We start from the raw sequence: 22,210 nt of genomic DNA on the forward strand, positions 1-22,210 counted from the left end.
TTGAGCTGAGTTAGCGAGCCGCTTTAGGAGCAGTTTCAGAAGTGGGAAGGCGGGCCGGCTGAGAACCGTAGTAAAGAAGCTCATCCACGCGCTTTTGCACGGAAAGGATTTGCTCTAAATCAGTCGGCAGTGGAATTGCCGTATTGGTGTCGGGCCCATCGCCCTCATTGTCGATCATATTGGGATCGTTTTCCGGTTTAAACTCAATCACCTGTTCGCCAGTAGATAAAGATGGCAGTTCACTGACTCCCTCTTTTTGAACCGAGTCAGCACTGGCTGCCGTCACTTCCTCATCAGCGTAAACAGAAGTATGAAGTAACCCCAAAGCCATCAATCCAGTCACTAAAAGACTGAGCCAGATTGTCTTAGGTTGTTGTTGTTTCAAGTGCCCCATGGGGTCCTCCTGACCTCTCATAGTCCAAGAAGCGCGCCAAGGCCTGTTTTTATTAACCACCTGAAATAACAGAGAATCTTCTGAACCGGGCCAACCCTGATCAACAAAAGCCTGTCGAACTATCAGTCGCCAGCCCATTTCCCAATCAAAAACCCGCAATTATTGACCACTTACACCGTCACCCAGCCAACACCCCTTGGAGCTCATTTCCGTAGAGTGACTACTGCCCATATCGCTTCTTCAGGATTCTGCGCAGGGAGGACTCTAGTTCTTGTGTTTTTTGGGTGACGAAATCCCAGATCATTTGGGCGTCGATTGTCATGTAGGCGTGGCCGATTCTGTTTCTCAGGCCTTTTAGGGCTGGCCATTCTAAGTCTTCGGGAAAGTGTTGGATAATTCGGTCTGGGGAGGATTCTAGGTTGGTTACCTGTTCTCCCAGGTGGGATAGTTGCATGCAGATGGCATCAAAGGATTCACGCTGTTTAAGGAAGTCCTCTTTGCTGGTGTTTGCTGCGTATTCTTGAATCTTTACGCAGGCATTGATCATTTCCGTCAAATAGAGATCGCTTCCTTGGTACTTTTTAGACATAGATTAAATCCTGTCGGGCAGAGGCCAAAACTTCGGGGATCATTTTATCAAATTCAACCAAATCGACTTTGTGTCCGTCTAGAAGGGTTTCTAGAAAGGTTACTACTCTGCCGATGGTGGTGAAGCTGGGTGGTTCTGAGAACCGAACGGCTATATCCACATCTGAATTAGTTTTGGCCTTGTCCCTTGCACAACTCCCAAAAAGGGCGATTTCTTCGATACCGAATTTTTTCTTAAGGACAGGTCGAACTAGTCTGAGAACTTCAAGGATCCGTTTCTTGCGGGGTCGCGACTTGGGAGGTGGTTTTGGTGAAACCACGAAATCCCCAATACGTATTTCCTTGCCAAAGATCTTTAGAATTTCCAATACAGTTGAGAAGCTCACACTGCCAATGCCTTGTTCAAGATTTCTCAAAGCCTTTAAGCTAATGCCGAATTTATTTGCCACTTGGACTTGAGTCATGCCCAGGGTCATACGCTCCTCTTTCAGAGCGGCTCCTATGGCGGTCAATTCTGGCAGATTGCCTGGCATTCGTGGTTGTGCGTTCAATTCGTTAATCCTTACGTTATTATCCCTAACCAGTATAATAACATGTAAGTAGCTAAAAATAATACAGTAAATTTAAATTATCCTAAATTGGGATAATTTGTGTTTTCATTCATAATATCAATAGATTAATGGAATACCAGAAAGCAATAAGGGCTAAGGCGTATAAACTCCATATTTAGCCATCGCTCAATGTATAGCACTTGATGTCAGCCGACTCCCCGATAGAAATCGGTTATGTTACTCTGGACTTCGGGCCGCCGGATTCTCTGATTACGAAAACCTGGAAAACTCCAACTTACCCATAGAAGTGGATATGGTAGCAGATCAGGATCTGGCGACCGACTACCGAGAAAGTGTCGAGCGAGATTAGGTTAGGATTTAGTTTTTAAGACCGCAGCTCAAACGTCGGAGTAGTGGATTGGGCGGCTGACAGGCGCCTGAAATTTGGGAACTCAGATTCTGCACATCTTGGGGGAAAGTTCCCATATGTATTTTGTTGGGTCGGGGCTTCCAGAAGTTCCTTTGTAAGTTAGTATAAATCGGTTGATGTCAAGATCACCTAAATCTAAATGGTGAAGGTAGATGCGCCCCTGTTGGTCTGTAAATAGTTTTCCTAATCGCTTTTGATACTGCCACTCAACAGGTTTTCCAGGCATAAATGGTAAAGGGAATAGCCCAAATTCCTGTTCCGATGGTGTCCCAAAGACCCAATCCCCAGCGCATGGTACCAAAGGCTATACAACAGACGGCGATCCCAAGGCCTGCGCTGAGCTTAGTGGCTTTGAGGTGTTTGATCATCAGTGAGCGAAAAAGAACCTCTTCTGAAACCGCCACAAGCACTAAGCCTATGGTCAAATCAAAATACCGAATCCAATCAGAGGGGTAGCGCGGATACCTGAATAGAGCTCCGAACTTTAAGTTGGGCGGGGGATCACCGGTTGTCATTTCCAAAAGTACTACGGCAAGGATGGAAAGCAAAACTGTGTCTCTCAACAAAACCTTAGGTTTCCAGGGTGTCAACCCAAGCGACCCGAGAGAAAAAGTGCTTCGGGCAAAGGCCAAACAGCCGCCGATGACGGTTTACGAGAGAGTTTTCAGATCCATTTTGAAGAGGGTCGTGGCCTTCCTTGTGGTTTACCTGTTATCTTCCATCTGGCTGTGGGGATCGGGTTGGCTATTTTCCGCAGGTACTGAGATAGTCCTGGCGGCGGCCGTCGCACTTTTGGTGATGGTTGGTGGCCAAGTCGTTCATATCGATTACCCAGGTGAAATTCGAGATACCACACGAGAGTTTGTTCGATGGCTTTTCAGGTTTGAGTACCTAAAGGAACCCAGGCTCGTAGCGTATCTGTTTTTGTTAGTGGTCGTGGTGGGTTTGATTGCGATTTTTAAACCTCATGTTGAACAGGCCGCAAATGGAGATGAGTGGATACTAGCTCCGACTGAAAAATTTTGGATTATCGCCCCTGGGAGCTCGGATGAGTGAGAAAGCTCCAGAGAAACAGCCGGGGAATTTCCCTCGTCGGCAAATAGGCACCAAAAGTGATTTGCTGTTTGCCATCTGGTTCATTGGATTTAGATAGGTACCAGAACAGGCTTTATCTGACATCTCCCCAAGGCCTCCCCAAGATCAGATTGAAGGAGAATGGCCTTCAGCAGGCTCTCATAACAATCATCCAGACCATAGCTCAAGGGGTTATGGCCGCCCTCAGGAACCTTGATGAAGGTCTTTTTCGCCTGGATTTGATTCTCATAGTGGTAGAGGGCTCCAGCCAGCGGGGTGGCCGGATCCTGTTCTCCCTGGATATAGTAGATGGGCACTGGAATTTGCCACTCACGGCTATCATAGAGGCGGGTCACGGGATAGGGCCCACAAGCTGAAGGTCCGAGGGTGACACCTACCAACTCCCCTTTTTGCAGCTCCCACTGGAAATTGCCGGGCAGTCGCATCGGATTACATCCAACCCCTCTGGGGCCCACATCAATTCTTCCCCAAGGTAAAGCCCTCAGCAGTAGTCTTGTCAAAAGGGCTTAGATACATCTATCTGCATATGAGACAGGTCAAATGACCTTAGATGCAAGGCGGACGGTTTGAAGCGAGTGGAATCGTACTAACTGGTACGTTGGAGCGAGATTCAAACCGTCCAACGCCGCAGATGAGGTCATTTCACCTGTCTCAGAGGGAGCACCAGTCGATGACGGGTTTCGTGCCCCCATCATACCTAAACCCCAACTTCCTCCGCAGCAACAAATCCCCAACCGACTTGTTACCGTCATAAATCACATCAGCCAGGATTCGAAAGTACTTACCTCGTCCGACATCAAGGAGATCAATCCGCTTGGCTTTGGACAATTCCGTTTGCACCAACATCTGAGCCCGATAAGCCACATCTCTTTCACAAGGATCGAGAGAGCGCATCTCAGCGGTGTTGATCCCGGCAATGCGAATCTTAGCGTGGTGACCAAGCAGGGGATGAACGTTTTTGATATTAAAAGTCAGTGTGTCGCCATCGTAGTTGTCGACGTACTCCACACAATTGAATCTGGTTTCCGAATGTCGGCAGGTAGCCGCCATTGGGTTCGCATCAGCTTCGGCCAATGAAGTCGATGCTGTTAGAGAAACCACGCTTAAGAGAAGACCAATGTTGAAAATCTGTGCTGCTTTCTTCACTTGTTACCCCCACATCCCTATTAATACCCTTCATCCTGAAGAAGTGATTGGTCTATGGGTACCGCACCAAATTTCAACAATCCACTAGATCTAGTGTTTTAAGCGCTGCATTTCTATGACCCGGGAAATCATGCCTAGTAAGTAGACATCCCTGACGCTGATCTCAGCAAATCCCTACACAATCCTTACCTGGTGCAACTTGTTCCCCATTGACAGTTTGAATCCCCTTGCGGCATAGGCGCCCCCTTAGTAAGAATCACCTATGAAGCCAAACACATTCACATTTACCAAAATGAGTGGGGCGGGAAACGTCTTCCTGATGACCGACCTAAGATCTCCTGAATCCCAAAAGTTGTGGTCCCAGTTTCCGGCCAGCACCATGGATCGCAGCCAACTTTCGGGCCTGCTCTGCCAAAGTCCTTTGGGCTTTAATGCTGATGGTCTGCTATTTGTCGAACCTTGCGAGGGAAGTGAAGACTTCCAGTGGGATTTTTATAATGCCGATGGAAGCCAAGCTGAAATGTGCGGCAACGCCGCCCGCTGCGTGGCCCGCTTTGTTCACGATCTTGGTGACGTGGGACCCTCGATGAACATTCGCACGATTGCCGGACCGGTGGGGGCTCGTATCATTGACGACTCTGAGGTCGAAGTACAAATGCCGCCCATTTCCGGAACAAAGTGGGATCAGTATGTGACCATCGACGACCTGAAAACCCATTACCATTTTGTGAATTCAGGGGTTCCTCATGCGGTAGTAGGAAATGACAATGTGATTTTGACCGAAGAAGTGCGCTTCTTTGCCTCGCGCCTACGCAACCATGAAGACCTCCAACCCGACGGGGCCAACGTCACCTTTTTCAAACCAGTCGCAGCCGGTGAGATTCAAGCGGTCACTTACGAGCGTGGAGTGGAAAACTTCACCCAGGCCTGTGGAACGGGAGCCGTGGCAGCCGCCTGGTGCCACCACCAAAGACAGCAGGGACCCGCAACAGTTAAAGTGGGGATGCCGGGAGGACTTCTTACTGTGAACTTTTCAGGAGACCGCCCTCTTCTGGCTGGGCCGGCGGTTTATCTGGGCGAAATTAAGATCCACAGCGAATTTTTTGGGTAGTGGCTTATGGCAAACAAAGAAAAATTGGCCCATCCCCTTAAAGTCGAAAAAATCATTCAGGAGACCCCTGATACTAAATCATTGGTCTTTACCATCCCCCCAGAGCTGGGCGAGGACTATCGCTATGAAGCCGGGCAATTCACTAGCCTGTTTATGAATGTTGGCGGCGAGGAGATCGTGCGCAGCTATAGTCTTTGCACGGCTCCCGAAACCGATTCTGAATTTAAGATTACGATCAAAAAAGTTCCTCATGGGAGAGGCAGCACTTATTTGGTCGATGAAGTCCAAGTCGGTGACGAGATCTGGTGTGGCAAACCCAAAGGTCACTTTTTTAAAAAACATCCTGATGGCACTCACTTGATCCTGGTGGCGGCCGGCAGCGGGGTCACTCCATTGATGTCGATTCTCAAGCACACCCTGGCAACGACGGCCAAATCAACCGTGAGTCTTGTTTTCTCCTGCCGGGATCAAAATCAAATCATCTTTAAAGATGAGCTGTCCAAGTGGCAAGAGAGTTTTCCGGAGCGGTTTCGCCTGATACAAGTATTGACCCGGCCTCTGCCGGGATGGTCCGGACTGAGTGGTCGGCTCAATGCAGAAGCCCTTGATGCTTTATTTGGACCACAAGAGAATGGTCCCTCGGTTTCCCGCCAAGCCTATGTGTGTGGCCCCACCGAGTTTATGAATATGGTGAAAGAATCATTGGAGTCGATCGGCATGGACAAAAAATCAATTCACAGTGAATCATTTGGCAGCTCTCACCCTCATCAAGCTTCCGCCGGCCAGGCTGGCGAGGGCCCCCAGGCTGACGGTTCAGTTATTGTTGGAGATCCTATGGCCGACGCCGGCGAAAAGCCTGAGGTGATAGAAGCCTATTTTGATGGCGAAAGAGTCGAAGTGCCGGCTAAAGAGAACATGTCGATCCTCGATACGCTTTTAGAGGCTGGCCACAACCCGCCTTACTCCTGCATGAGTGGAGCCTGCACCGCTTGCATGGCAAAGGTGGAAGAGGGTCGCGTTCGTCAGAGGGAACCCGGCTCCCTGTCGCCTGAGAACTTCTCAGCCCGAGAAATTCTCACTTGCCAATCAGAACCCATGAGCAAACGGGTGAAAGTTCGTTTTACATCCGGGGATTAATTTTTCCGATTAGTGGCAGCAGACCGGTTTTTTATCGAGTGTTTTGCACAAGCGGCATTGCTTGCGATTGAGATAGTGGCCGCGCAAGAGAAGCAGGCTTCCCATTATGGTCAAACCATACTCCCAGTTACCATCTAATCCGAAAGTGGCAACTCCCACCACGGTGAGACCAGCAAAGAGCCAGGCAATCGGCGCCCATTTATTATGGCGACGAAAGCCGGCAAAAACAGAAAAACTGGCAATGATGACAAGAAGAAAGAAGAACCATGCGTGACCGTGCCCTTCAGCCTGTACCCACTGGGGCACCAAATTGGGAAGCACCACCAGGAACACTGGAGTCAGCAGGCAATGGACAATGCAAAGCCCGGATAGCAATAGCCCCCAAAAATCCCATTGGGGAATTTCAGCCGTTGGTTGTGTTGACGGGGATTTTTCCATGCCCCAGGTAAATAGAGCCCGGGACTCAGCGAGTCAACGTTAATTCTGTGAGCCGCCCTGAGGTAAGGAATAGGCCCAAATAAGGTGTTTTTACTTCGTCCAGGTGGACGCCAATTGAGAATAGAATTGCACCTGGAGAGAGCTGTTCTAGAATACGACAGTGTCTCAAGAAATCTGGCTCAAACCTGGAGAGTGTTTATGACAAAAAAATTCGTACTCATATTGAGCTTAGGCATCGGCCTGACTGGGCTCATGGGATGCTCGACTCATTCTGTATTACCAGACAAGGAAGACATTAAAACTTCCCGTGAAAAGCCAGACGATGACTGCGAGGCACTGGGCAAGGTCACGGGAAATAGCATCTCCACCAAGGCCACGCCGGAACAAGTGCTGGAAGACATGAAGCAGGAAGCGGCCAATAAGGGCGCCAATTACGTCATGGTGGAGCAGTACTCCCCAACCGGCACCTCGGTGACTGGCCTCGCTTACAAATGTCCCTGATTTAAAAACTCAAGGGACTGGAGATGAGCCAGTCCCTTGTATGACCTTTAGAAAGTAGAAGATAAACAGCCTGCTGCCGCAGGAGAAAAACCCAACAACAAAACTAACGATTCAGTGGCTCAAACTGCCAGTCGCCTGCACGGTTGAATCCGGCCACCATTCTGTCCGGCAGTGTCCCGCCCTGGCGAGCGGCCTCAATAATCTTACTGACCACCTCGGTGTTACGGTCCCAGGGACGGTTCATAAAGGCGACGATGCAGTAGCTTTGATATTCAAAAGACTGGTCTTCATGGTTAAAGCCCTGAACAAAATCAACTCCGGACATACGCCACTCAGAATATACGGCCTGCCCCACATAGCGCATGAGATACTCTTCAGCTAAGGGGCTGACCTTCCCTGGTATGTGGCAAACCTTGCGGGCCTCACCAATTAAAAGATCCAAAGGAGTTTCCGGATTGGCCGCATACGGAGAGGGCTCGGAACTTGAAAGCAGAAGACCAAAGTACTGATCAGGGGTCATTCCCATATAGTGATCAGTCTCACCTTCTCCAGCGCTGGCACCCAGGCAGGATGCAGCCAGAGCCACACAACAAACCCATTGATAGAACTTTTTTGCTTTCATAACAGTCCCCTCTTGGCAAAGAACCCGTTTTACCCATTTGCTTACACAACTGCTTTTGTCACAGCTGACAAAAAAAAATGAGTGCCAACTGGGACACCTAAATTTTTAACATCGGACAATTGGAAATCTTGGATGGGGTTTTAGCCCACCCCTGAAGGGAGCCATTAGGAATTCTTATTGCCGCCCTGGATTATGCCGTGAATGAAGGCCTTGAGCTCCATAAGGACCTGGAAGGGAATTTCGTGCCCCCCGCGAAAGGCCCGCAGGTGGCCTTTCCAGCCCCCTGCGCGGAGGAGCTGCTCAAGCTTTTGAGCTGCGGAAAAGGACAAAAGAGCGTCCTGGGTCCCATGGGATTGAAAGAAGGGGACTGGTGGCCGGCTTTTCACCTTTTCCCGCCAGGCCGCCTGATCCAGGAGAGTTCCTGAAAGCAAAACAGCTCCATCCACCTTCATGGGAGTCGAAAGCACCACCTCGGTGGACAGCATCGCCCCTTGGCTAAAGCCGCCGACAATGACCTTTGAGTAGTCTTCGGGACCCAGCGCTTTAAAGAGCTTTTGGACGTCGAGGAGGACCTTATCCATTTCTACGGGCCGCAGATCCGACATCTCTCGATGGGTGCCAGCTGCCATGGCCTGCTCCAGGCCTTGAACATCAATTTGAAACCAGGCCCGGCCTGTCCAACCGGGGCCAATGGGGACTTCCAGGGTACCGTTGGGAAAAACCCAAGTGGCTCCTTCAACTCCCAGTTCGTGACTGAGAGGGGCCAAGTCCCAGGCGTCGGCACCATAGCCATGAAAAAACACGATGAGCGGTCCACAATCTTCACCTGGAAGATAAACACAGTCCAGTCCACCAATTTTTTCCAGTCGTTGCTTGCGAAGTCCCATGGCAGATTGTTAAACCCTCTTTAGGGAACAAACAAGGGAAATGAGGGACTTTGACATCGGTGCTGAGCCATGTTGTTTTAGGCCCTTCATCCCCACGGCAAGGAGTGAGAAATGAAGTCCATCAACACGATTTTATTGCTTGGCTCAGGTGAACTTGGCCGCGAGCTGACCATCTCGCTCAAAAGACTCGGACAAAAGGTAATTGCCGTGGACAAATATCCTTTAGCTCCGGCTATGCAGGTTGCCGATGGGTTTGAAGTCATCGATATGCTAAACGGAGACGAGCTGCAGAGTTTGGTCGATAAACACCAACCCGATATTATTATTCCTGAGATCGAGGCAATCAGAACCTCTAAGCTTCAGGAGTTTGAATCTCAAGGGACCATTGTGATTCCTACGGCCGAGGCTGCCCACCTGACCATGAACCGGGACGCCATTCGTGATGTGGCCGCCAATGAGTTGGGATTGAGAACTGCTCGCTTTGCTTACGCAGAAAGTGAAGAACAACTGCTTGAAGTGTGTCTGGACATTGGCTTCCCTTGTGTCATCAAGCCCGTGATGTCCTCATCAGGCAAAGGTCAAACTGTCGCCAAAAAACCTGAAGAGGTAAGGGCTTCGTGGCAGGCGGCCCAGGAACAAAAGCGAGGAGACCAACTCAAGGTCATTGTTGAAGAGTTTATTGATTTTCACCTGGAAATTACCCTTCTCACAGTTCGTCAGCGCAATGGCCAGACTCTCTTTGTCGATCCCATCGGCCATCGCCAAGAGAGAGGTGATTATCAGGAGTCCTGGATTCCTGCCGAGATGACACCCAATCAACTTAAAGAAGCCAAGTCGATGGCCAGGAAGATGACTGATCGCCTTGGTGGTGCAGGGATTTTTGGCGTCGAGTTTTTTGTAACTCGGGATAGCGTTTATTTTTCTGAACTCTCGCCCAGACCCCATGATACGGGGATGGTGACCTTGATCTCACAAAACTTCTCGGAGTTTGATCTTCACGCCAGAGCCGTTCTGGGCCTGCCCATTCCTGAGATTGAATACTTTGGTCCGTCGGCCTCAGCTGTGATTCTGGCTGATCGTGAAATGGAAAGTGTTAAGAGTTATGAGGGAGTAGATAAGGCCCTCGGTGAAAAGGGCACTGACATTCGCTTGTTTGCCAAGCCCAATGCCCGCCAGTACAGACGGATGGGAGTCGCTCTGGCGCGCAGTAAGAGCACCAGACAGGCGCGAAACATGGCCGCCAAAGCCGCCTCACAGGTGAGCCTGAAGTAAAAAAGCTGTTTCATCACGAGACAGCTCGATCCTAGTCATTTTGGGAAAAGATCCAAACTATTGACAATTGGCCGTCGAGAATCTTGACACCTGGCCAATTGCTGAACGCAGAAAAAGGCGAATTACTAAATAATTCCGTGGGCTTCTGGCGATATCGTCTAGTCCTTTGTATACTATGTACAGGATTTAGGGGGGACGTCGTTCGCGATCAGTTTTTTTTTCAATGGGGTCACATATGGAAGTCATGGAAAAAATTGTTTACGAAGTTAAGCCCTACGGTTGTCTGGCTCTTGCTTTCTTTGCATTGCAGGTGGCAGACGTAAACTCCACAATGGGTAAGGTTGCAGCCCTCACTCTTCTCATTTTGGGAACTGTGTTGGTCTATGCGCGCCTGCGCGGTCGAGGCATCATTAAGTGGTAAGCGAGGCTTCGTGCCTCTGAACTGAGAGTGCTTGGGGAAGAGTTCTCAGATCAACACCATCCATAAAATGAAGGCTCAAATATACCGAAACATGAGGTAGATGGAACTACCTGATCTTAATCAACAGCCTGAGTCTGTACCGGCTTGGGTCAAAGTCCGCAACCTGTGGGTCAAAAATGAGAAGTACTTGGCCGCCGAGTTCTTTCTTGCCGGTTTTCTATTCGACATCATCACACTAAAGCGCATCGACGAATGGTTGACGATCATTCAGCAGGGGATCTTTCTTTTGGCTGCGGTTTTTCTTCTCATACTCAAAACCAAAAACTGGAGTCCACCAGAAAAATGGCCTGGTTTCCTTCATAAGGGTTGGGGTTATCGGGTAGAAGCCATGCACTTCCTATTCGGAAGTCTTCTCAGTGCCTTTACCGTCTTCTATTTTAAGAGCTCCTCGCTCGTGGTGTCTTTTGGCTTCCTCGCTGTTTTGTGCGCATTGCTTGTTGCCAATGAACTTAAGAGGTTCCAGGGCCTGGAGCTTCCTTTTAAGTGGGCCCTGCTGACCTTGTGCTTGGTTTCCTATCTCTCCTATTTGGCACCTATTGTATTAGGATTCATTGGCGTCACCACATTCCTGGTCTCGGTTGTCCTCACTTCACTGGTTCTCTGGTTGGTCTACAGACACCTGGCCAAAGGCAATCAATCGGGAAATCTGAACCTTAAGAAACTTCTGCTCTATCCTGCCGTTGGCGTCATGGTGTTTTTTATTGTCGCCTACATGATGCAATGGGTACCACCAGTCCCCTTGTCCCTGAAGTTCGTGGGCATTTACCATCAGGTTCAGCGCACCGAGGATGGCCACTATGAACTCCACCACCAAAAACCCTGGTGGAACTTCTGGCACAACGGGGATCAAGATTTTAAGTCGCTCTCTGGCGACAAGATCTACTGTTACTTTCGCTTGTTTTCACCGGGTGGTTTTAAGGATGAGATCCGCCTTCATTGGCTGCTCAAAGATCCCAAACGGGGATGGACCACCCAAGACAAAATCCCCCTTAAAGTGACAGGCGGCCGCGCCGAAGGATTTCGTGGGTTTGGGGCTAAATCCAATTACTCTGCAGGAAAGTGGCGGGTGCAGGTGGAAACCACTGAAGGACGGGAAATTGGCCGCATTTATTTTAATGTTAGCGAAGCCAAAAACCCCTTCGATCGTCAGTTCATGATTGATCGTCAATAACCCTCTTAAAGCACTTCCATTAGGACAGCTGCGAGGTTGGGCCTCTCCATCATCGGGGGAACCCTTAAAGGATAACCAATCCACAAAAAGCCCACCAGCTCCACTAAAGCGGAGTCTGCTCCGAGAATGCGATAGGTTTCCGGGTGCCGGGTTGGCTTTCCTGTGGACCATTTGCAACCGACTCCCTGCTCCCACAGAAACAGAGCCATGTTTTGCACCCCACAGGCAAGCGTGGCGTAGTCCTCTCGGGCCTGAAAGGCGTTTTCACTGCGCTTAATTCCCAGGGCTATCAGAACCGGAGGTTCAACAAATTTTTTTCGGGTTCGCTCAAGCATGGTCGGCGACACTGGGTCTCCAGGAGTTTCCTGTTTGAGTTTTACAGCCAGGTCTGCCAGCTGGGCTCTTGTCTGCCCCTTGGGCCAAAAATACTGCCAGGGGAAAGTCAATTTATGGTTAGGCGCAACAAGAGAGAGCCTTAGAGCTTCCTTTATGAGGTCATTAGCAATAGGATCTGATTTGAAATCATGTATTGTCCGCCGTCCGCGAATAATCTCTTCTAAAACCAAAGTGTCTCCCCTTTTTCAAAAACAGGTTCTACAAATCCTTTTTACTGTTACGCACCAGACTTTTCAAGTTCCCCGGCTGCTGGTAGGCTTGAGTTTCTGACAGGGAGAAGGGTTGTATGGTACGAGTCCTCTTTGTTTGCTTAGGAAACATTTGTCGCAGTCCAGCCGCCGAGGGGATTTTTATTTCCATGGTGGAACAAGCAGGCCTCACCGATCGGATTACCATCGATTCCGCTGGGACTTCCGCCCATCATGTGGGTGAGCCCGCTGATGGACGCATGCAAACCCATGCCCGCGACCGGGGCTATAAACTTCCCAGCCTGGCCCGACAGTTTGACCACAATAAGGACTTTGATCGATTCGATTATATCGTCACCATGGACGAGTATAATTACTCGGACATTATCGATTTGGCTCCCAACCGGGACTACCACAACAAGGTGCGCCCTCTGGTGCAGTTTTGCCGTATTCATAACGTTCCCCGTGTGCCTGATCCCTATTATGGCGGGGACGACGGTTTTCGCCTGGTCCTAGATATCCTGGAAGACGGTTGTACCGAGCTTCTTGAGGAAATAAAAAAAGAAATGAAGATATGAAGTCCAAACTTGAGGATCTGCTCAACAAAAGGATCCTCAACCTGGCGCCTGTCTCTGGCGGCTGTATTGCTCAGTCTTATCGGGTGAGCTGTGAGGACGGAACTCAGTTTTTTGTGAAGACCCACAATCAAGATTCACCCCGACTCTTTGCCTGCGAGGCCCACGGACTCAGTGAACTGGCCAAGGCCGAAGCAGTACTTGTTCCTTTGCCGATCGGTAACTCCAAGGATTTTTTGATTTTACCTTTCATTGAAACCTCCTCTCCGAAATCCGGATTTTGGCGTGAGTTTGGTATTCAACTGGCCCACCTTCACAAATACAAGGCTGATGAGTATGGCTTCTATGAAGACAATTTTATCGGCTCAACCCCTCAGTCCAATCGCCCTCACAAATCTTGGCTAGATTTTTTCTGGCAAGAGAGACTTCTCGTTCAACTTCATCTGTTAGAACAAAACGGCCTCGCCGATAATGAGATTCGCCAGGGAATGAAACGTCTGGAATCTCGTCTCCCCCAACTGCTTGGGGAGCCGGAATTCCCCAGCCTCCTGCACGGTGATCTTTGGAGTGGGAATTTCATGTGTACCGCCGCCAACGACCCGGTTTTGATAGACCCGGCCGTTTACTATGGGGATCGGGAGGCTGACCTCGCCATGACCCGACTGTTTGGCGGATTTCATGGCGACTTTTACTCAGGTTACGAGGAGGTTTTTCCACTGCGCGAAGGATCTGAGGACAGGGTTGATCTTTACAATCTCTACCATGTCCTGAACCATCTCAATCTCTTCGGCAGCAATTACTATGGCCAAGCAGTAAACCTACTTGGCAAACTCTAAAGGTGCCAGGTTCCGAATATGCGTCCGTATGCGACAAATCTGAGGATCATTTTCATTCCTAGATTTGTCGCATACGGACGCATATTCGGAACCTGGCACCTTTAGAGAAGCTTTTGCAGCTCAACCACTTCGGCCCAGAACTTTCCGGCAGCACCGGCAAGACGATGATCCAAGGCCAAGGGAGCCTGATTGGATTCTGACAAATAGCCTTGGCGCAAATACTCGGCAATATTCCAATTGAGCTGCGCCAGTCGCAGCAAGGCCGCGATGGTTCTTTGTGTGAGGGGATCCCCTTGGGTGGCTTTGAGGTTGGCCAAAACTCCATCGTAGTGGCTCACCTGAGAATGCCAAAACAAAGTCTCCAGGTAATACTCGTAGGCCTTTTGGCCGGCGACCCTCTGGCCATTTTCAGACTCACGTCCGTGCGACAAATCAAGGCGTGAATAGAAATCCCTTAGGTGAGCAGCCAATTCCCCGGGTAGGCGACCCAAGTAGGGGTCTTTGGCCGAAAGGGCTGGTGACCAACGCAAAAAATCCCGCAAATGGTTTCGCGATTTCTCAAAGCGAGTCGAACCCATCGAGTGATAGGTACTGAGAGCGGCATTAGCTGCAAGATCGGCAAGAAGCTGTTGCGCTTCATAAAAGTCATCCCTAAAACTCCGATCCTGCTGGGATCTGGAAACCCGTTTCATCTGTCTATTGGCGAATTGCCCCCACTCCTGGTACTGCCACTGCTCAAAGCTGATGTCCTTGTTGGCGAGAATCTGGCGAATGTGATCTCGATAGGTGCGCTCGGCCTTGCGAGCGGCGGCCTTGGCCTGGATGGTGGCGTACCAGGTACCAATCCCACGCCGACAACTGCCGATTAAGTCCGCCCTAGCGGAAGGGGCTGCTATCAGCACGAATACTAGAATTGCATATATGAAAGCACAGCGGATCAAATCTTCACCTCGAATCAGTGATCCTTCATAGCAATGATAGGGCCAGGCGAATGGGCCCTAGCCCTCTGCTGACGGCTGGGTATTTCGTGATCTTTGGGAATCAATTGGTCACTGGGCCCAAATTTGGCACTCCCGAAAGGTACAGGGCTTCTTTCGGGATTGGAGCTCCGTCCCGCTAGTTGCGGCTTTCGGGCACAATCCAAAGCTGAACGAGCTGGCTTTTGCGCTTTACCGTTACCTTGGTTTTCTCGCCAATTTTGAGGTGATCCAAAGCATTGGTGTAGTCGTAGATATTTTCAATCTTGTGTCCACCCATTTCAACCACCACGTCTCCCGCCTGGATTCCCGCCTTCTCAGCAGGGCCACCCTTTTTAACTCCGTTGATCGGCATTCCCTTGCCACTGTCGTCGGCGTAGTTGGGGATAGTACCGATATAGATACGCAAGCGGCGGGTTCCCTCACCCTTTTTGACCGCCACTTCGGCATACTGGAGACTCTTGCGCTCCTGAGCCAAAGAATGGGTCAGGTCTCCAACCAGGGAAACAATGCGGGTGGCATCTTCAAAATTCACCTTGTCGGCAACATCCCGAGGGCTGTGGTAGTCCTCATGGGCGCCGGTGAAAAAGTTGATGGTGGGAATCTTTGCCAAGTAAAAGGGCGTTGAGTCCGTCGGCAAATAGGGGTCGGCCTGGAGAGCCAAAGGCAAATGCTTATTGGCACTCACCTGCTCCAAAATGGAAAACCAATCGGGACTGGAGCCAAGTCCCTGGACGATCAGCTTCTTGTTCATGCGACCAATCATGTCCATGTTCACATAGGAGTGGACCTTTAATTTTTTAGCCTCAACAAAATCCTTAATGAAGCGGTTGGAACCCAGTGTTCCCAGCTCCTCCCCGGACCACAAAACAAAGACAACGTCGTGATATAGCTTTTTGCCTGTCGTCTGAACTTGATTTTGTAATTGAGCGGCTATTTCCAAGACTCCGGCGACACCCGAGGCATTGTCATCCGCTCCTGCATGAATTTTATTGGCCTCTTCAGGTCGGGCCAAGGAATTCATCTTGTGCCCCTGGCCCAAGTGATCGTAATGGGCACCGATGACCACGGCTTCAGAGGACTTGCCGGGTAGAACTGCCACCACATTGCGCCCTTCGGACTTGATGCGCGTGAGTGCAATCCTTCCCGCCAGACTGATCTCATTGAGGTCAATAGATTTAATGGTTTTGCCTGTATCCAACTCAGTCTGGTAGGTGTTCAGTTTTTCCCTGGTGCGGGCCATCAGTTTTTTGGCCACATCCCGGGTGACAGAAATCACCGGCAAACTCATACTGCCGGAAACTTCGTTGCCCTCAAAAGGAATCAGCTCATTTTTGACTTTGGAGTTGGGACCACTCACGAGGATCAGGCCCTTTGCACCCAGGTCACGCGCCACCATGGCCTTATCCCGTAAGGTTGAATAGCGAGACAGATGCTGGCGCGTCTTGCTGTCAGCCTTTTCGGGCAAAAAGCGAAAGACGACAACCCATTTATCTTTCACATCTAGGTCAGCATAGGAATTGTACCCTTCAAATTCGTCGGTCTTCGGGGCCCGAATGCCATAGCCGGCAAAAACGGCCGCACCACCTAACAAGTCCGCGTTCGCCGAAAAGTTCAGTGGCAACCAATCCTTGTTGGCCACCAAAGACACCTGTTGACCACGAAAGTTCATCGCCATCTTGTTCTCCGCCGCCATTTCCACCCGTGCGGTAAAATCAAAGCCATGGAAAAAGTCCTTTTGACCTTTAATTGGTTTAAGAGCCAAATGACCAAAGGTCTTGGCAATGTAATCACCAGCCAGGCGCTCACCCTTTGATCCCGTCAAGCGACCGGCCAACTCTGGTGCAGACAGGTAGCGAACATGGGACTCAAACCCCTGGCGGTCGACCTCTACCCTCAACTGATGAGCCGGGATCGGCGCCACTCCCAGCCCCAAGGCTTTGCGAGCCGCAGAATCATCCCAATCAGCCATAAAAATCTGGGCCTTGCCTTCCTGAGCCCTTGTTGCCGTCCAAGCCAGCCTCTGTCCATCGGGCGAAAACACCGGCAGACTATCGAAGCCTTCATTGTTTGTGACTTGCACCACCTTGCCCTGTCCATCAGTTCTCACCAAATAGAGTTCAAAGTTGTGCCCGCCGCCCAGATTACTGGAGAAAATCAAATAGTCCCCACTGGGGTGGAAATACGGCGCCCAGGAAATCGCACCAAATTTTGTTAACTGTTTTTCGCCCGACCCATCGCGATTCATCACAAAGACTTCAGCACTACGGGCATCGGGGGCAAACCTGCGCCAAGTGATCATCGTGGCGTCGGCATTAAAGAAGGGACCCCCATCATATCCCTTGGATGTAGTGAGCCTTTTCACATCCTTGCCATCAAAGCGCATGATGTAGAGATCAATCTCGTAGGACGGGTCTACCTTAAAAATTTTGGCATCCTGTTCAGAGAGCTTTTCCGCATAGCCGCTGCGATTCGAAGCAAAGACAATCCACTTACCGTCGTAGGAGTAAGAGGCTTCGGCGTCGTAACCCTTTTCTTTGGTCAGACGTTTGGTGCGTTTACCGTTAAAATCTGAAACAAAAAGATCATAGTTCTCATCATAGTCCCAGGCATAGCGTCGCTTCGTGGCCTCGGCTCTTTGTTTGAACTCGTCCTTTTGCTTGGCCTTAGCCTCTTTGTCCAAATGGGTGGAGGCATAGAGAACCTTTTCTTCGAGCGGGTGAACCCAGGAGCAGGTGGTTTTACCGTGGCCGGGAGAGATGCGCTTGGTTTCGCCAGAGACAAGATTCATTAAGTAAATCTGATAAAACGGATTATCGACATCCCTTTCACTTTGGAAGACCATGTAGTTTCCGTCTAGGCGAAAGTATCCCTCACCGCTGCGACTCCCAGAAAGTGTCAACTGGTGGAGGCCAGTCAAAAACTGGTCTGCCTCCGCCTTTTCCACCTGGTTGGCCAATCCCCAAGATGTGGAAGCCAAAATCAACAAACCAAAGATCACTGCCATTCTCAACACAGACAACATGAACGCCCTCCCTATACCTCTGCGGAAGGGACAAATTACAAAAGGTCCCTGGGAGTGTCTATTCTAGAAAGAACCTACTAACGCGGCCACCCAATAGCCACCCATAGACAGATCGTCTAATTGTCGGTAACAGTGGCACCACTCCGCATCCATAACTGCAAAGGAGAATAAAGTGGTCATTGAAGGACAAAACGGACAGCTCATGGTGATCGTCGAGAAGGGACAAAACCTGGTGGAAACTCTCACCTCCGTAGCTAAAGAATTTAAACTCAAGGGCGGCCGCATCTCAGGAGTTGGCGCAGTTGAACATGTGGAGCTTGGCTATTATGAACTCCACGAAAAATCTTACATCCGCAAGACCTTTTCCGAGGGTGATTTTGAACTGATTTCCCTAAATGGCAACATCACTCTTAAAGGTGGCGAGCCCTATGTCCACGTTCACACCTCGATTGGCGATAAGAATTTTCAAGTCTATGGAGGCCATTTGTTTGAAGCCGTAGTGGCTGTTACCGTAGAGGTTCACATTATCCCTTTGGGTGCCATGCCCGAGCGCCTACCGAATGCAGACATCGGTTTGGACTTGGTTTGCGGTATTCGCGATCAGGATTGAGACATGAAACCCTTTCGTAGTTTTCGCGTTTATGAATCGGATGGCAAAATCTGCGGGCGCCTTGAGGCCACTGAACTTGAACAGCTGGATCCTGGAAATGTGGTGATCCAGTCTCATTACTCCAGTATCAACTTCAAAGACGCTCTGGGTGCGACGGGGGCGGGTAAGATTTTGCGTCGCTTCCCCATGGTGGCCGGAATCGACGTGGCGGGACAAGTCTTACGCAGTGAGGACCCTCGGTATAAAGTCGGACAAGAAGTGCTCGTCACCGGCTGTGGCCTGGGCGAAGACCATGATGGTGGGTATTCCGAAGTCGTCCGCGTCCCTGGAGATTGGGTCGTTCCCATCCCCGAGGGACTGACGACAAAAGAGGCCATGATCTTGGGAACAGCCGGCTTCACTGCCGCCTTGTGCCTCCACCGCATGGAACAAAATGGCCAGGCTTCTGATCAAGGACCCATTGTAGTAACTGGTGCCTCCGGAGGAGTGGGGCTATTGGCCACCCAGATCCTGAGTCAAGTGAACTACCGAGTCCTTGCGGTGAGCGGAAAGTCTGATTCCCACAAGTTGCTCAAAGACATGGGAGCGATTGAGGTCTTAGAGCCAGGCGAGCTCGACTTAGGCTCGCGCCCCCTAGAAAAAGCCCGCTGGGCCGGTGCCATCGACAATGTTGGAGGAGACTTACTTTCAGGACTCATTCCTCACATCGATTTGTGGGGCAACATTGCCTGCGTCGGCATGGCGGGAGGGCACTCCTTAAAAGCGACTGTATTCCCCATGATTCTTCGCGGAGTTAGTTTACTAGGGATCAGTTCCACCAATTGCCCTATGCCCTTGCGTCAAACTCTCTGGAAACGCCTGGCTCAAGAGTGGAAGCCTCACGCTTTGCAGCAGACCCTCAGCAAGACGGTAACCCTGGACAACTTAGAGGAAGGTTTTGCTTCAATTTTGCAGCGAAAAAACTGGGGAAGAATCCTGGTCGACTGCCGAGCACAGGACAACTAACTCGGCGCTTTAAAAAACTTGACCTGTTCCCGGTTTGACGCAAGAAGAGTCTACCTAACCAAACCTTAAACCAAGGAGCCTGGCCCCATGAGTGGACCGATTACCCAGTTCATCGATACCCACTATCGACACTTTAATGCAAAAACCCTGCGTTGGGCGTCCGAGGCCTACAAGGAGCACATCGATAAGGGCGGACAGATGCTGGTGGCCCTTGCCGGTGCCATGAGCACAGCAGAACTGGGTAAATCCTTGGCCGAAATGATTCGTCAGGGGCAGGTACACGCCATCTCTTGTACCGGAGCCAATCTGGAAGAAGATGTTTTTAATCTTGTCGCCCACGATCACTACAAACAAATTCGCGACTTCCGCAGTCTGACCAAAGAAGACGAACACCAACTTTTTCTGGAAGGCTACAATCGGGTCACCGACACCTGCATTCCTGAAGACAAAGCTTTTAAGGTGATTCATAAACATTTTGTTCAAATTGTTAAGGATGCCGAGGCTAACGACGAGCGCCTCTTCCCCCATGAACTCTTTTACCGTCTGTTTGATACAAAAAAACTAGAAGGATCATTTCAAGTAGATCCAAAAAACTCCTGGCTCTACGCTGCCTGGGAAAAGAAGCTACCGATTTATGTTCCCGGCTGGGAAGACTCCACTATGGGTAATCACGTGGCGGCCTCTTGCTTAGACGGAACGTTCAAAAGCCCGCGAACCATTAAAAGTGGCCTGGAGTACATGATGTCCCTTTCAGAGTGGTACCGAGGAGCTACAAAGCAGTCCAGCATTGGATTTTATCAAATCGGTGGGGGCATTGCGGGAGACTTCCCCATTTGTGTTGTTCCCATGTTGGAAAAAGATTTGTTGCTCGAAGACGTTCGCAAGTGGGGTTACTTCTGTCAAATCAGTGATTCCACCACCAGCTATGGCTCTTATTCAGGAGCCTTTCCCAATGAGAAAATCACTTGGGGAAAACTCACCAAAGAAACTCCCAGTTTTATCATCGAGTCCGATGCGACCATCGTTGCGCCATTGATGTTTGCCTATATTTTGGGCTGGTAAAAGAAAAATTAATATTTGCGTGGCGGCAGAAATGTCGCCACCGGACAATCAGCAAATTTCACCAACGCCACTCCCCTCTAGCTTCTTAGAGAGTGAATCTTCTCGCGACCGTTCTCGTTAAAAAAAATTCAATGACACCATTCAATTCATATCAATTTACATAGAGACGAAGCTTCGTTAAAACTCCTCCATCCGGAGATATTTTTCTCCGGGGGGGGAAGACCATGTCAGCTACATCCGTAATTACCGTACCATTTCATGAGCGACTGCGTTCGCTCAGGAAAGCAAAGGGACTCACCATGCGCGAGATGGCTCGCCGGGTTGGAGTACCAGAAACTACCTACAGAGAGTGGGAAGTGGGCCGCGCCATTCAAGGTGAGCCCTATGTCAGAATGTCCGAAGCCCTTGGGGTCAGCCTGAGCGAGCTATTGACCGGACATCGTCCTGATCAAGCCAAACTCCTTGTAGAAATCGAAACCATGGAAGAGGGCCTTCGCCAGCTTAAGAACAAACTCAACGCGATGCTCTAGTCCTGAACTTCCCCGGGGTTGAAAATTGACGCTCCCCGGGGGATCAGCTCGACTCCTGCCTAAATCCAGTAAATTTCACCTGAGAATCGCCCCTGTCCTTCTGCAATACTTGCATTACTCTTGTTTATTTGAATTCCATTGCGACGCCCCCCTAGGGCGGGGTAAGCTCTGCGCAAATTTCTAAGGGAGGGGTGTTCGTGAGACTATTGGGTCTATTTATTCTTGCTATTGGAGTGGCCGTTTCTGCACAAGCCTATGACAACAATCAGATCTACACCGGAGACACTCTTCAACCCGTGACCCTTACTGAGGCTTTGGCACAGGTGACCCCTGGCACCATCGTCATCGTCAGTGAATTTCATGACCATGAACCCCACCACCGCCACCAGGTCGAAGTCCTTAAGGAACTCAAAAGAGCCGGCGCCCCAGGGGTGAGCTTGGGAATGGAGTTTTTTGAGTACACCAAGCAACATGTTTTGGACGCCTTCATGACCGGTAGCCTGCAAGAGGGGGACTTCCTCAAACAAATCGGTTGGGGTGGCAACAAGTGGGCGAACTACCGTGAGCAGGTGCTTTTTCCCCTCTCGGCGGGTGGAACCTCTTGGGCCCTCAATGCCCCTCGCGCAGTGACCGGCAAGGTCGCACGAACCGGCATCAGCAGTCTGACCCCTGAAGAGGCGGCGTTGCTTCCTCCAAACTGGAGCCTGGGTAACGATCTCTATTACGAACGCTTCAAAGCCGTCATGGGCGACGGGCATATACCTGAAGAGGCTCTACTTAGATACTTCACCGCTCAAAGCTTGTGGGATGAAACCATGTCCTGGCGAGCGGTGGACTTTGTTCGCCAGAATCCTGACCAAGTGTTGGTGATTTTGGTCGGCGACTTCCACGCTGTGTATGGTGGAGGCCTTGCCGACAAGATTCATCAGCGTGGTTGGAATCAAATTTTGACAATTGGCCAAGTCAGTCTCGAGGGAGCCACTCCCCAAGAGCAGGACGAGATCATGAAACCTCACCCCGTATATGGAAAGCGGGCTGATTACATTTGGGTAGGTGATCGTTAAGGTTTCCTTTATGGTCTCCCCCTTGCACACCTGTGATATGACTCGGGAAATTGGTGGCTCAGGGATATCTCACAGGGATTTTGTGACGGCTTTCGTCACTTACATCCCTTAGGGAGAC

General features: G+C 50.3%; 26 protein-coding genes. 14 read left to right on the forward strand and 12 right to left on the reverse strand.

The window, feature by feature from the left end:
* Positions 1-10 precede the first annotated feature (10 nt).
* The 4 genes from H6624_11565 to H6624_11580 form a co-directional block, all read right to left on the reverse strand.
* On the reverse strand, positions 11-394 hold the full coding sequence (locus H6624_11565; GenBank protein ID MCB9084977.1) for a hypothetical protein: 384 nt from the start codon (positions 392-394) through the stop codon (positions 11-13).
* A gap of 220 nt (positions 395-614) precedes the next feature.
* A complete protein-coding gene (locus H6624_11570) occupies positions 615-983 on the reverse strand; it encodes a DUF86 domain-containing protein (GenBank protein ID MCB9084978.1) in 369 nt (122 codons plus the stop codon).
* A complete protein-coding gene (locus H6624_11575) occupies positions 976-1,533 on the reverse strand; it encodes a nucleotidyltransferase domain-containing protein (GenBank protein ID MCB9084979.1) in 558 nt (185 codons plus the stop codon). The genes H6624_11570 and H6624_11575 overlap by 8 nt, the downstream gene beginning before the upstream one ends.
* A gap of 636 nt (positions 1,534-2,169) precedes the next feature.
* Positions 2,170-2,511: a CPBP family intramembrane metalloprotease gene (locus H6624_11580; protein ID MCB9084980.1), complete on the reverse strand. Its 342-nt coding sequence runs from the start codon at positions 2,509-2,511 to the stop codon at positions 2,170-2,172.
* A gap of 64 nt (positions 2,512-2,575) precedes the next feature.
* Here H6624_11580 and H6624_11585 point away from each other — a divergent pair, with 64 nt between their 5' ends.
* Positions 2,576-3,019 carry a hypothetical protein gene (locus tag H6624_11585; protein ID MCB9084981.1) on the forward strand — a complete coding sequence of 148 codons (444 nt, stop codon included), beginning with the start codon at positions 2,576-2,578 and terminating at the stop codon, positions 3,017-3,019.
* An 89-nt stretch (positions 3,020-3,108) separates the two neighbouring features.
* On the opposite strand, the gene H6624_11590 is transcribed toward H6624_11585, so the two are convergent.
* Positions 3,109-3,483 carry an alpha/beta hydrolase gene (locus H6624_11590; GenBank protein MCB9084982.1) on the reverse strand — a complete coding sequence of 125 codons (375 nt, stop codon included), beginning with the start codon at positions 3,481-3,483 and terminating at the stop codon, positions 3,109-3,111.
* Between the two features lie 226 nt (positions 3,484-3,709).
* Entirely contained in the window at positions 3,710-4,204 is a 495-nt protein-coding gene (locus H6624_11595) for a thermonuclease family protein (GenBank protein ID MCB9084983.1), read from the reverse strand.
* A gap of 262 nt (positions 4,205-4,466) precedes the next feature.
* Here H6624_11595 and H6624_11600 point away from each other — a divergent pair, with 262 nt between their 5' ends.
* Together H6624_11600 and H6624_11605 are read left to right on the forward strand one after the other, a co-directional pair.
* Complete coding sequence (locus H6624_11600; protein ID MCB9084984.1) at positions 4,467-5,315, forward strand: diaminopimelate epimerase; 849 nt, start codon at positions 4,467-4,469, stop codon at positions 5,313-5,315.
* Between the two features lie 6 nt (positions 5,316-5,321).
* The gene (locus H6624_11605) at positions 5,322-6,452 is read left to right on the forward strand and encodes a ferredoxin--NADP reductase (GenBank protein MCB9084985.1); all 1,131 of its coding nucleotides are present in this window, start codon (positions 5,322-5,324) and stop codon (positions 6,450-6,452) included.
* A gap of 9 nt (positions 6,453-6,461) precedes the next feature.
* Here H6624_11605 and H6624_11610 read toward each other — a convergent pair whose 3' ends face one another.
* Positions 6,462-6,890, reverse strand: coding sequence for a MerC domain-containing protein (locus tag H6624_11610; protein MCB9084986.1), 429 nt, complete (start codon positions 6,888-6,890; stop codon positions 6,462-6,464).
* Between the two features lie 198 nt (positions 6,891-7,088).
* On the opposite strand from H6624_11610, the gene H6624_11615 reads away from it, so the two are divergent.
* Positions 7,089-7,391: a DUF4156 domain-containing protein gene (locus H6624_11615; protein MCB9084987.1), complete on the forward strand. Its 303-nt coding sequence runs from the start codon at positions 7,089-7,091 to the stop codon at positions 7,389-7,391.
* Between the two features lie 103 nt (positions 7,392-7,494).
* Here the strand turns inward: H6624_11615 and H6624_11620 are convergent, their stop codons facing one another.
* Entirely contained in the window at positions 7,495-8,013 is a 519-nt protein-coding gene (locus tag H6624_11620) for a hypothetical protein (GenBank protein MCB9084988.1), read from the reverse strand.
* Positions 8,014-8,177: 164 nt separating this feature from the next.
* Positions 8,178-8,900, reverse strand: a complete 723-nt coding sequence (locus H6624_11625) for an esterase (GenBank protein MCB9084989.1) — start codon at positions 8,898-8,900, stop codon at positions 8,178-8,180.
* A gap of 111 nt (positions 8,901-9,011) precedes the next feature.
* On the opposite strand from H6624_11625, the gene purT reads away from it, so the two are divergent.
* The 3 genes from purT (at position 9,012) to H6624_11640 (ending at position 11,824) form a co-directional block, all read left to right on the forward strand.
* Positions 9,012-10,172: a formate-dependent phosphoribosylglycinamide formyltransferase gene (gene purT / locus H6624_11630; GenBank protein MCB9084990.1), complete on the forward strand. Its 1,161-nt coding sequence runs from the start codon at positions 9,012-9,014 to the stop codon at positions 10,170-10,172.
* Positions 10,173-10,407: 235 nt separating this feature from the next.
* On the forward strand, positions 10,408-10,593 hold the full coding sequence (locus H6624_11635; GenBank protein MCB9084991.1) for a hypothetical protein: 186 nt from the start codon (positions 10,408-10,410) through the stop codon (positions 10,591-10,593).
* A gap of 100 nt (positions 10,594-10,693) precedes the next feature.
* Positions 10,694-11,824, forward strand: a complete 1,131-nt coding sequence (locus H6624_11640) for a DUF2914 domain-containing protein (GenBank protein ID MCB9084992.1) — start codon at positions 10,694-10,696, stop codon at positions 11,822-11,824.
* Between the two features lie 5 nt (positions 11,825-11,829).
* Here the strand turns inward: H6624_11640 and H6624_11645 are convergent, their stop codons facing one another.
* Positions 11,830-12,390 carry a nitroreductase gene (locus H6624_11645; protein MCB9084993.1) on the reverse strand — a complete coding sequence of 187 codons (561 nt, stop codon included), beginning with the start codon at positions 12,388-12,390 and terminating at the stop codon, positions 11,830-11,832.
* A gap of 116 nt (positions 12,391-12,506) precedes the next feature.
* Between H6624_11645 and H6624_11650 the strand changes: the two genes are divergently transcribed.
* Together H6624_11650 and H6624_11655 are read left to right on the forward strand one after the other, a co-directional pair.
* On the forward strand, positions 12,507-12,986 hold the full coding sequence (locus H6624_11650) for a low molecular weight phosphotyrosine protein phosphatase (GenBank protein MCB9084994.1): 480 nt from the start codon (positions 12,507-12,509) through the stop codon (positions 12,984-12,986).
* A complete protein-coding gene (locus H6624_11655; GenBank protein MCB9084995.1) occupies positions 12,983-13,819 on the forward strand; it encodes a fructosamine kinase family protein in 837 nt (278 codons plus the stop codon). Before H6624_11650 ends, H6624_11655 begins: the two co-directional genes overlap by 4 nt.
* 101 nt (positions 13,820-13,920) lie before the next feature.
* Here the strand turns inward: H6624_11655 and H6624_11660 are convergent, their stop codons facing one another.
* Positions 13,921-14,760 (reverse strand): hypothetical protein, encoded by an 840-nt coding sequence (locus H6624_11660; GenBank protein ID MCB9084996.1) that lies wholly within the window; start codon positions 14,758-14,760, stop codon positions 13,921-13,923.
* 175 nt (positions 14,761-14,935) lie between these two features.
* The gene (locus tag H6624_11665; GenBank protein MCB9084997.1) at positions 14,936-17,821 is read right to left on the reverse strand and encodes a M20/M25/M40 family metallo-hydrolase; all 2,886 of its coding nucleotides are present in this window, start codon (positions 17,819-17,821) and stop codon (positions 14,936-14,938) included.
* A gap of 172 nt (positions 17,822-17,993) precedes the next feature.
* Here H6624_11665 and H6624_11670 point away from each other — a divergent pair, with 172 nt between their 5' ends.
* The 5 genes from H6624_11670 to H6624_11690 all read left to right on the forward strand — a co-directional run bounded on the left by H6624_11670 (position 17,994) and on the right by H6624_11690 (position 22,092).
* Complete coding sequence (locus H6624_11670; protein ID MCB9084998.1) at positions 17,994-18,431, forward strand: DNA-binding protein; 438 nt, start codon at positions 17,994-17,996, stop codon at positions 18,429-18,431.
* Between the two features lie 3 nt (positions 18,432-18,434).
* Positions 18,435-19,436 (forward strand): YhdH/YhfP family quinone oxidoreductase, encoded by a 1,002-nt coding sequence (locus H6624_11675; GenBank protein ID MCB9084999.1) that lies wholly within the window; start codon positions 18,435-18,437, stop codon positions 19,434-19,436.
* An 87-nt stretch (positions 19,437-19,523) separates the two neighbouring features.
* Positions 19,524-20,498, forward strand: coding sequence for a deoxyhypusine synthase family protein (locus H6624_11680; protein ID MCB9085000.1), 975 nt, complete (start codon positions 19,524-19,526; stop codon positions 20,496-20,498).
* Between the two features lie 224 nt (positions 20,499-20,722).
* Positions 20,723-21,028 carry a helix-turn-helix transcriptional regulator gene (locus H6624_11685; GenBank protein ID MCB9085001.1) on the forward strand — a complete coding sequence of 102 codons (306 nt, stop codon included), beginning with the start codon at positions 20,723-20,725 and terminating at the stop codon, positions 21,026-21,028.
* A gap of 197 nt (positions 21,029-21,225) precedes the next feature.
* A complete protein-coding gene (locus H6624_11690) occupies positions 21,226-22,092 on the forward strand; it encodes a ChaN family lipoprotein (GenBank protein MCB9085002.1) in 867 nt (288 codons plus the stop codon).
* The last annotated feature ends 118 nt before the right edge of the window (positions 22,093-22,210 follow it).

Source organism: Pseudobdellovibrionaceae bacterium (assembly GCA_020635075.1).
Taxonomy (GTDB): domain Bacteria; phylum Bdellovibrionota; class Bdellovibrionia; order Bdellovibrionales; family UBA1609; genus JADZEO01.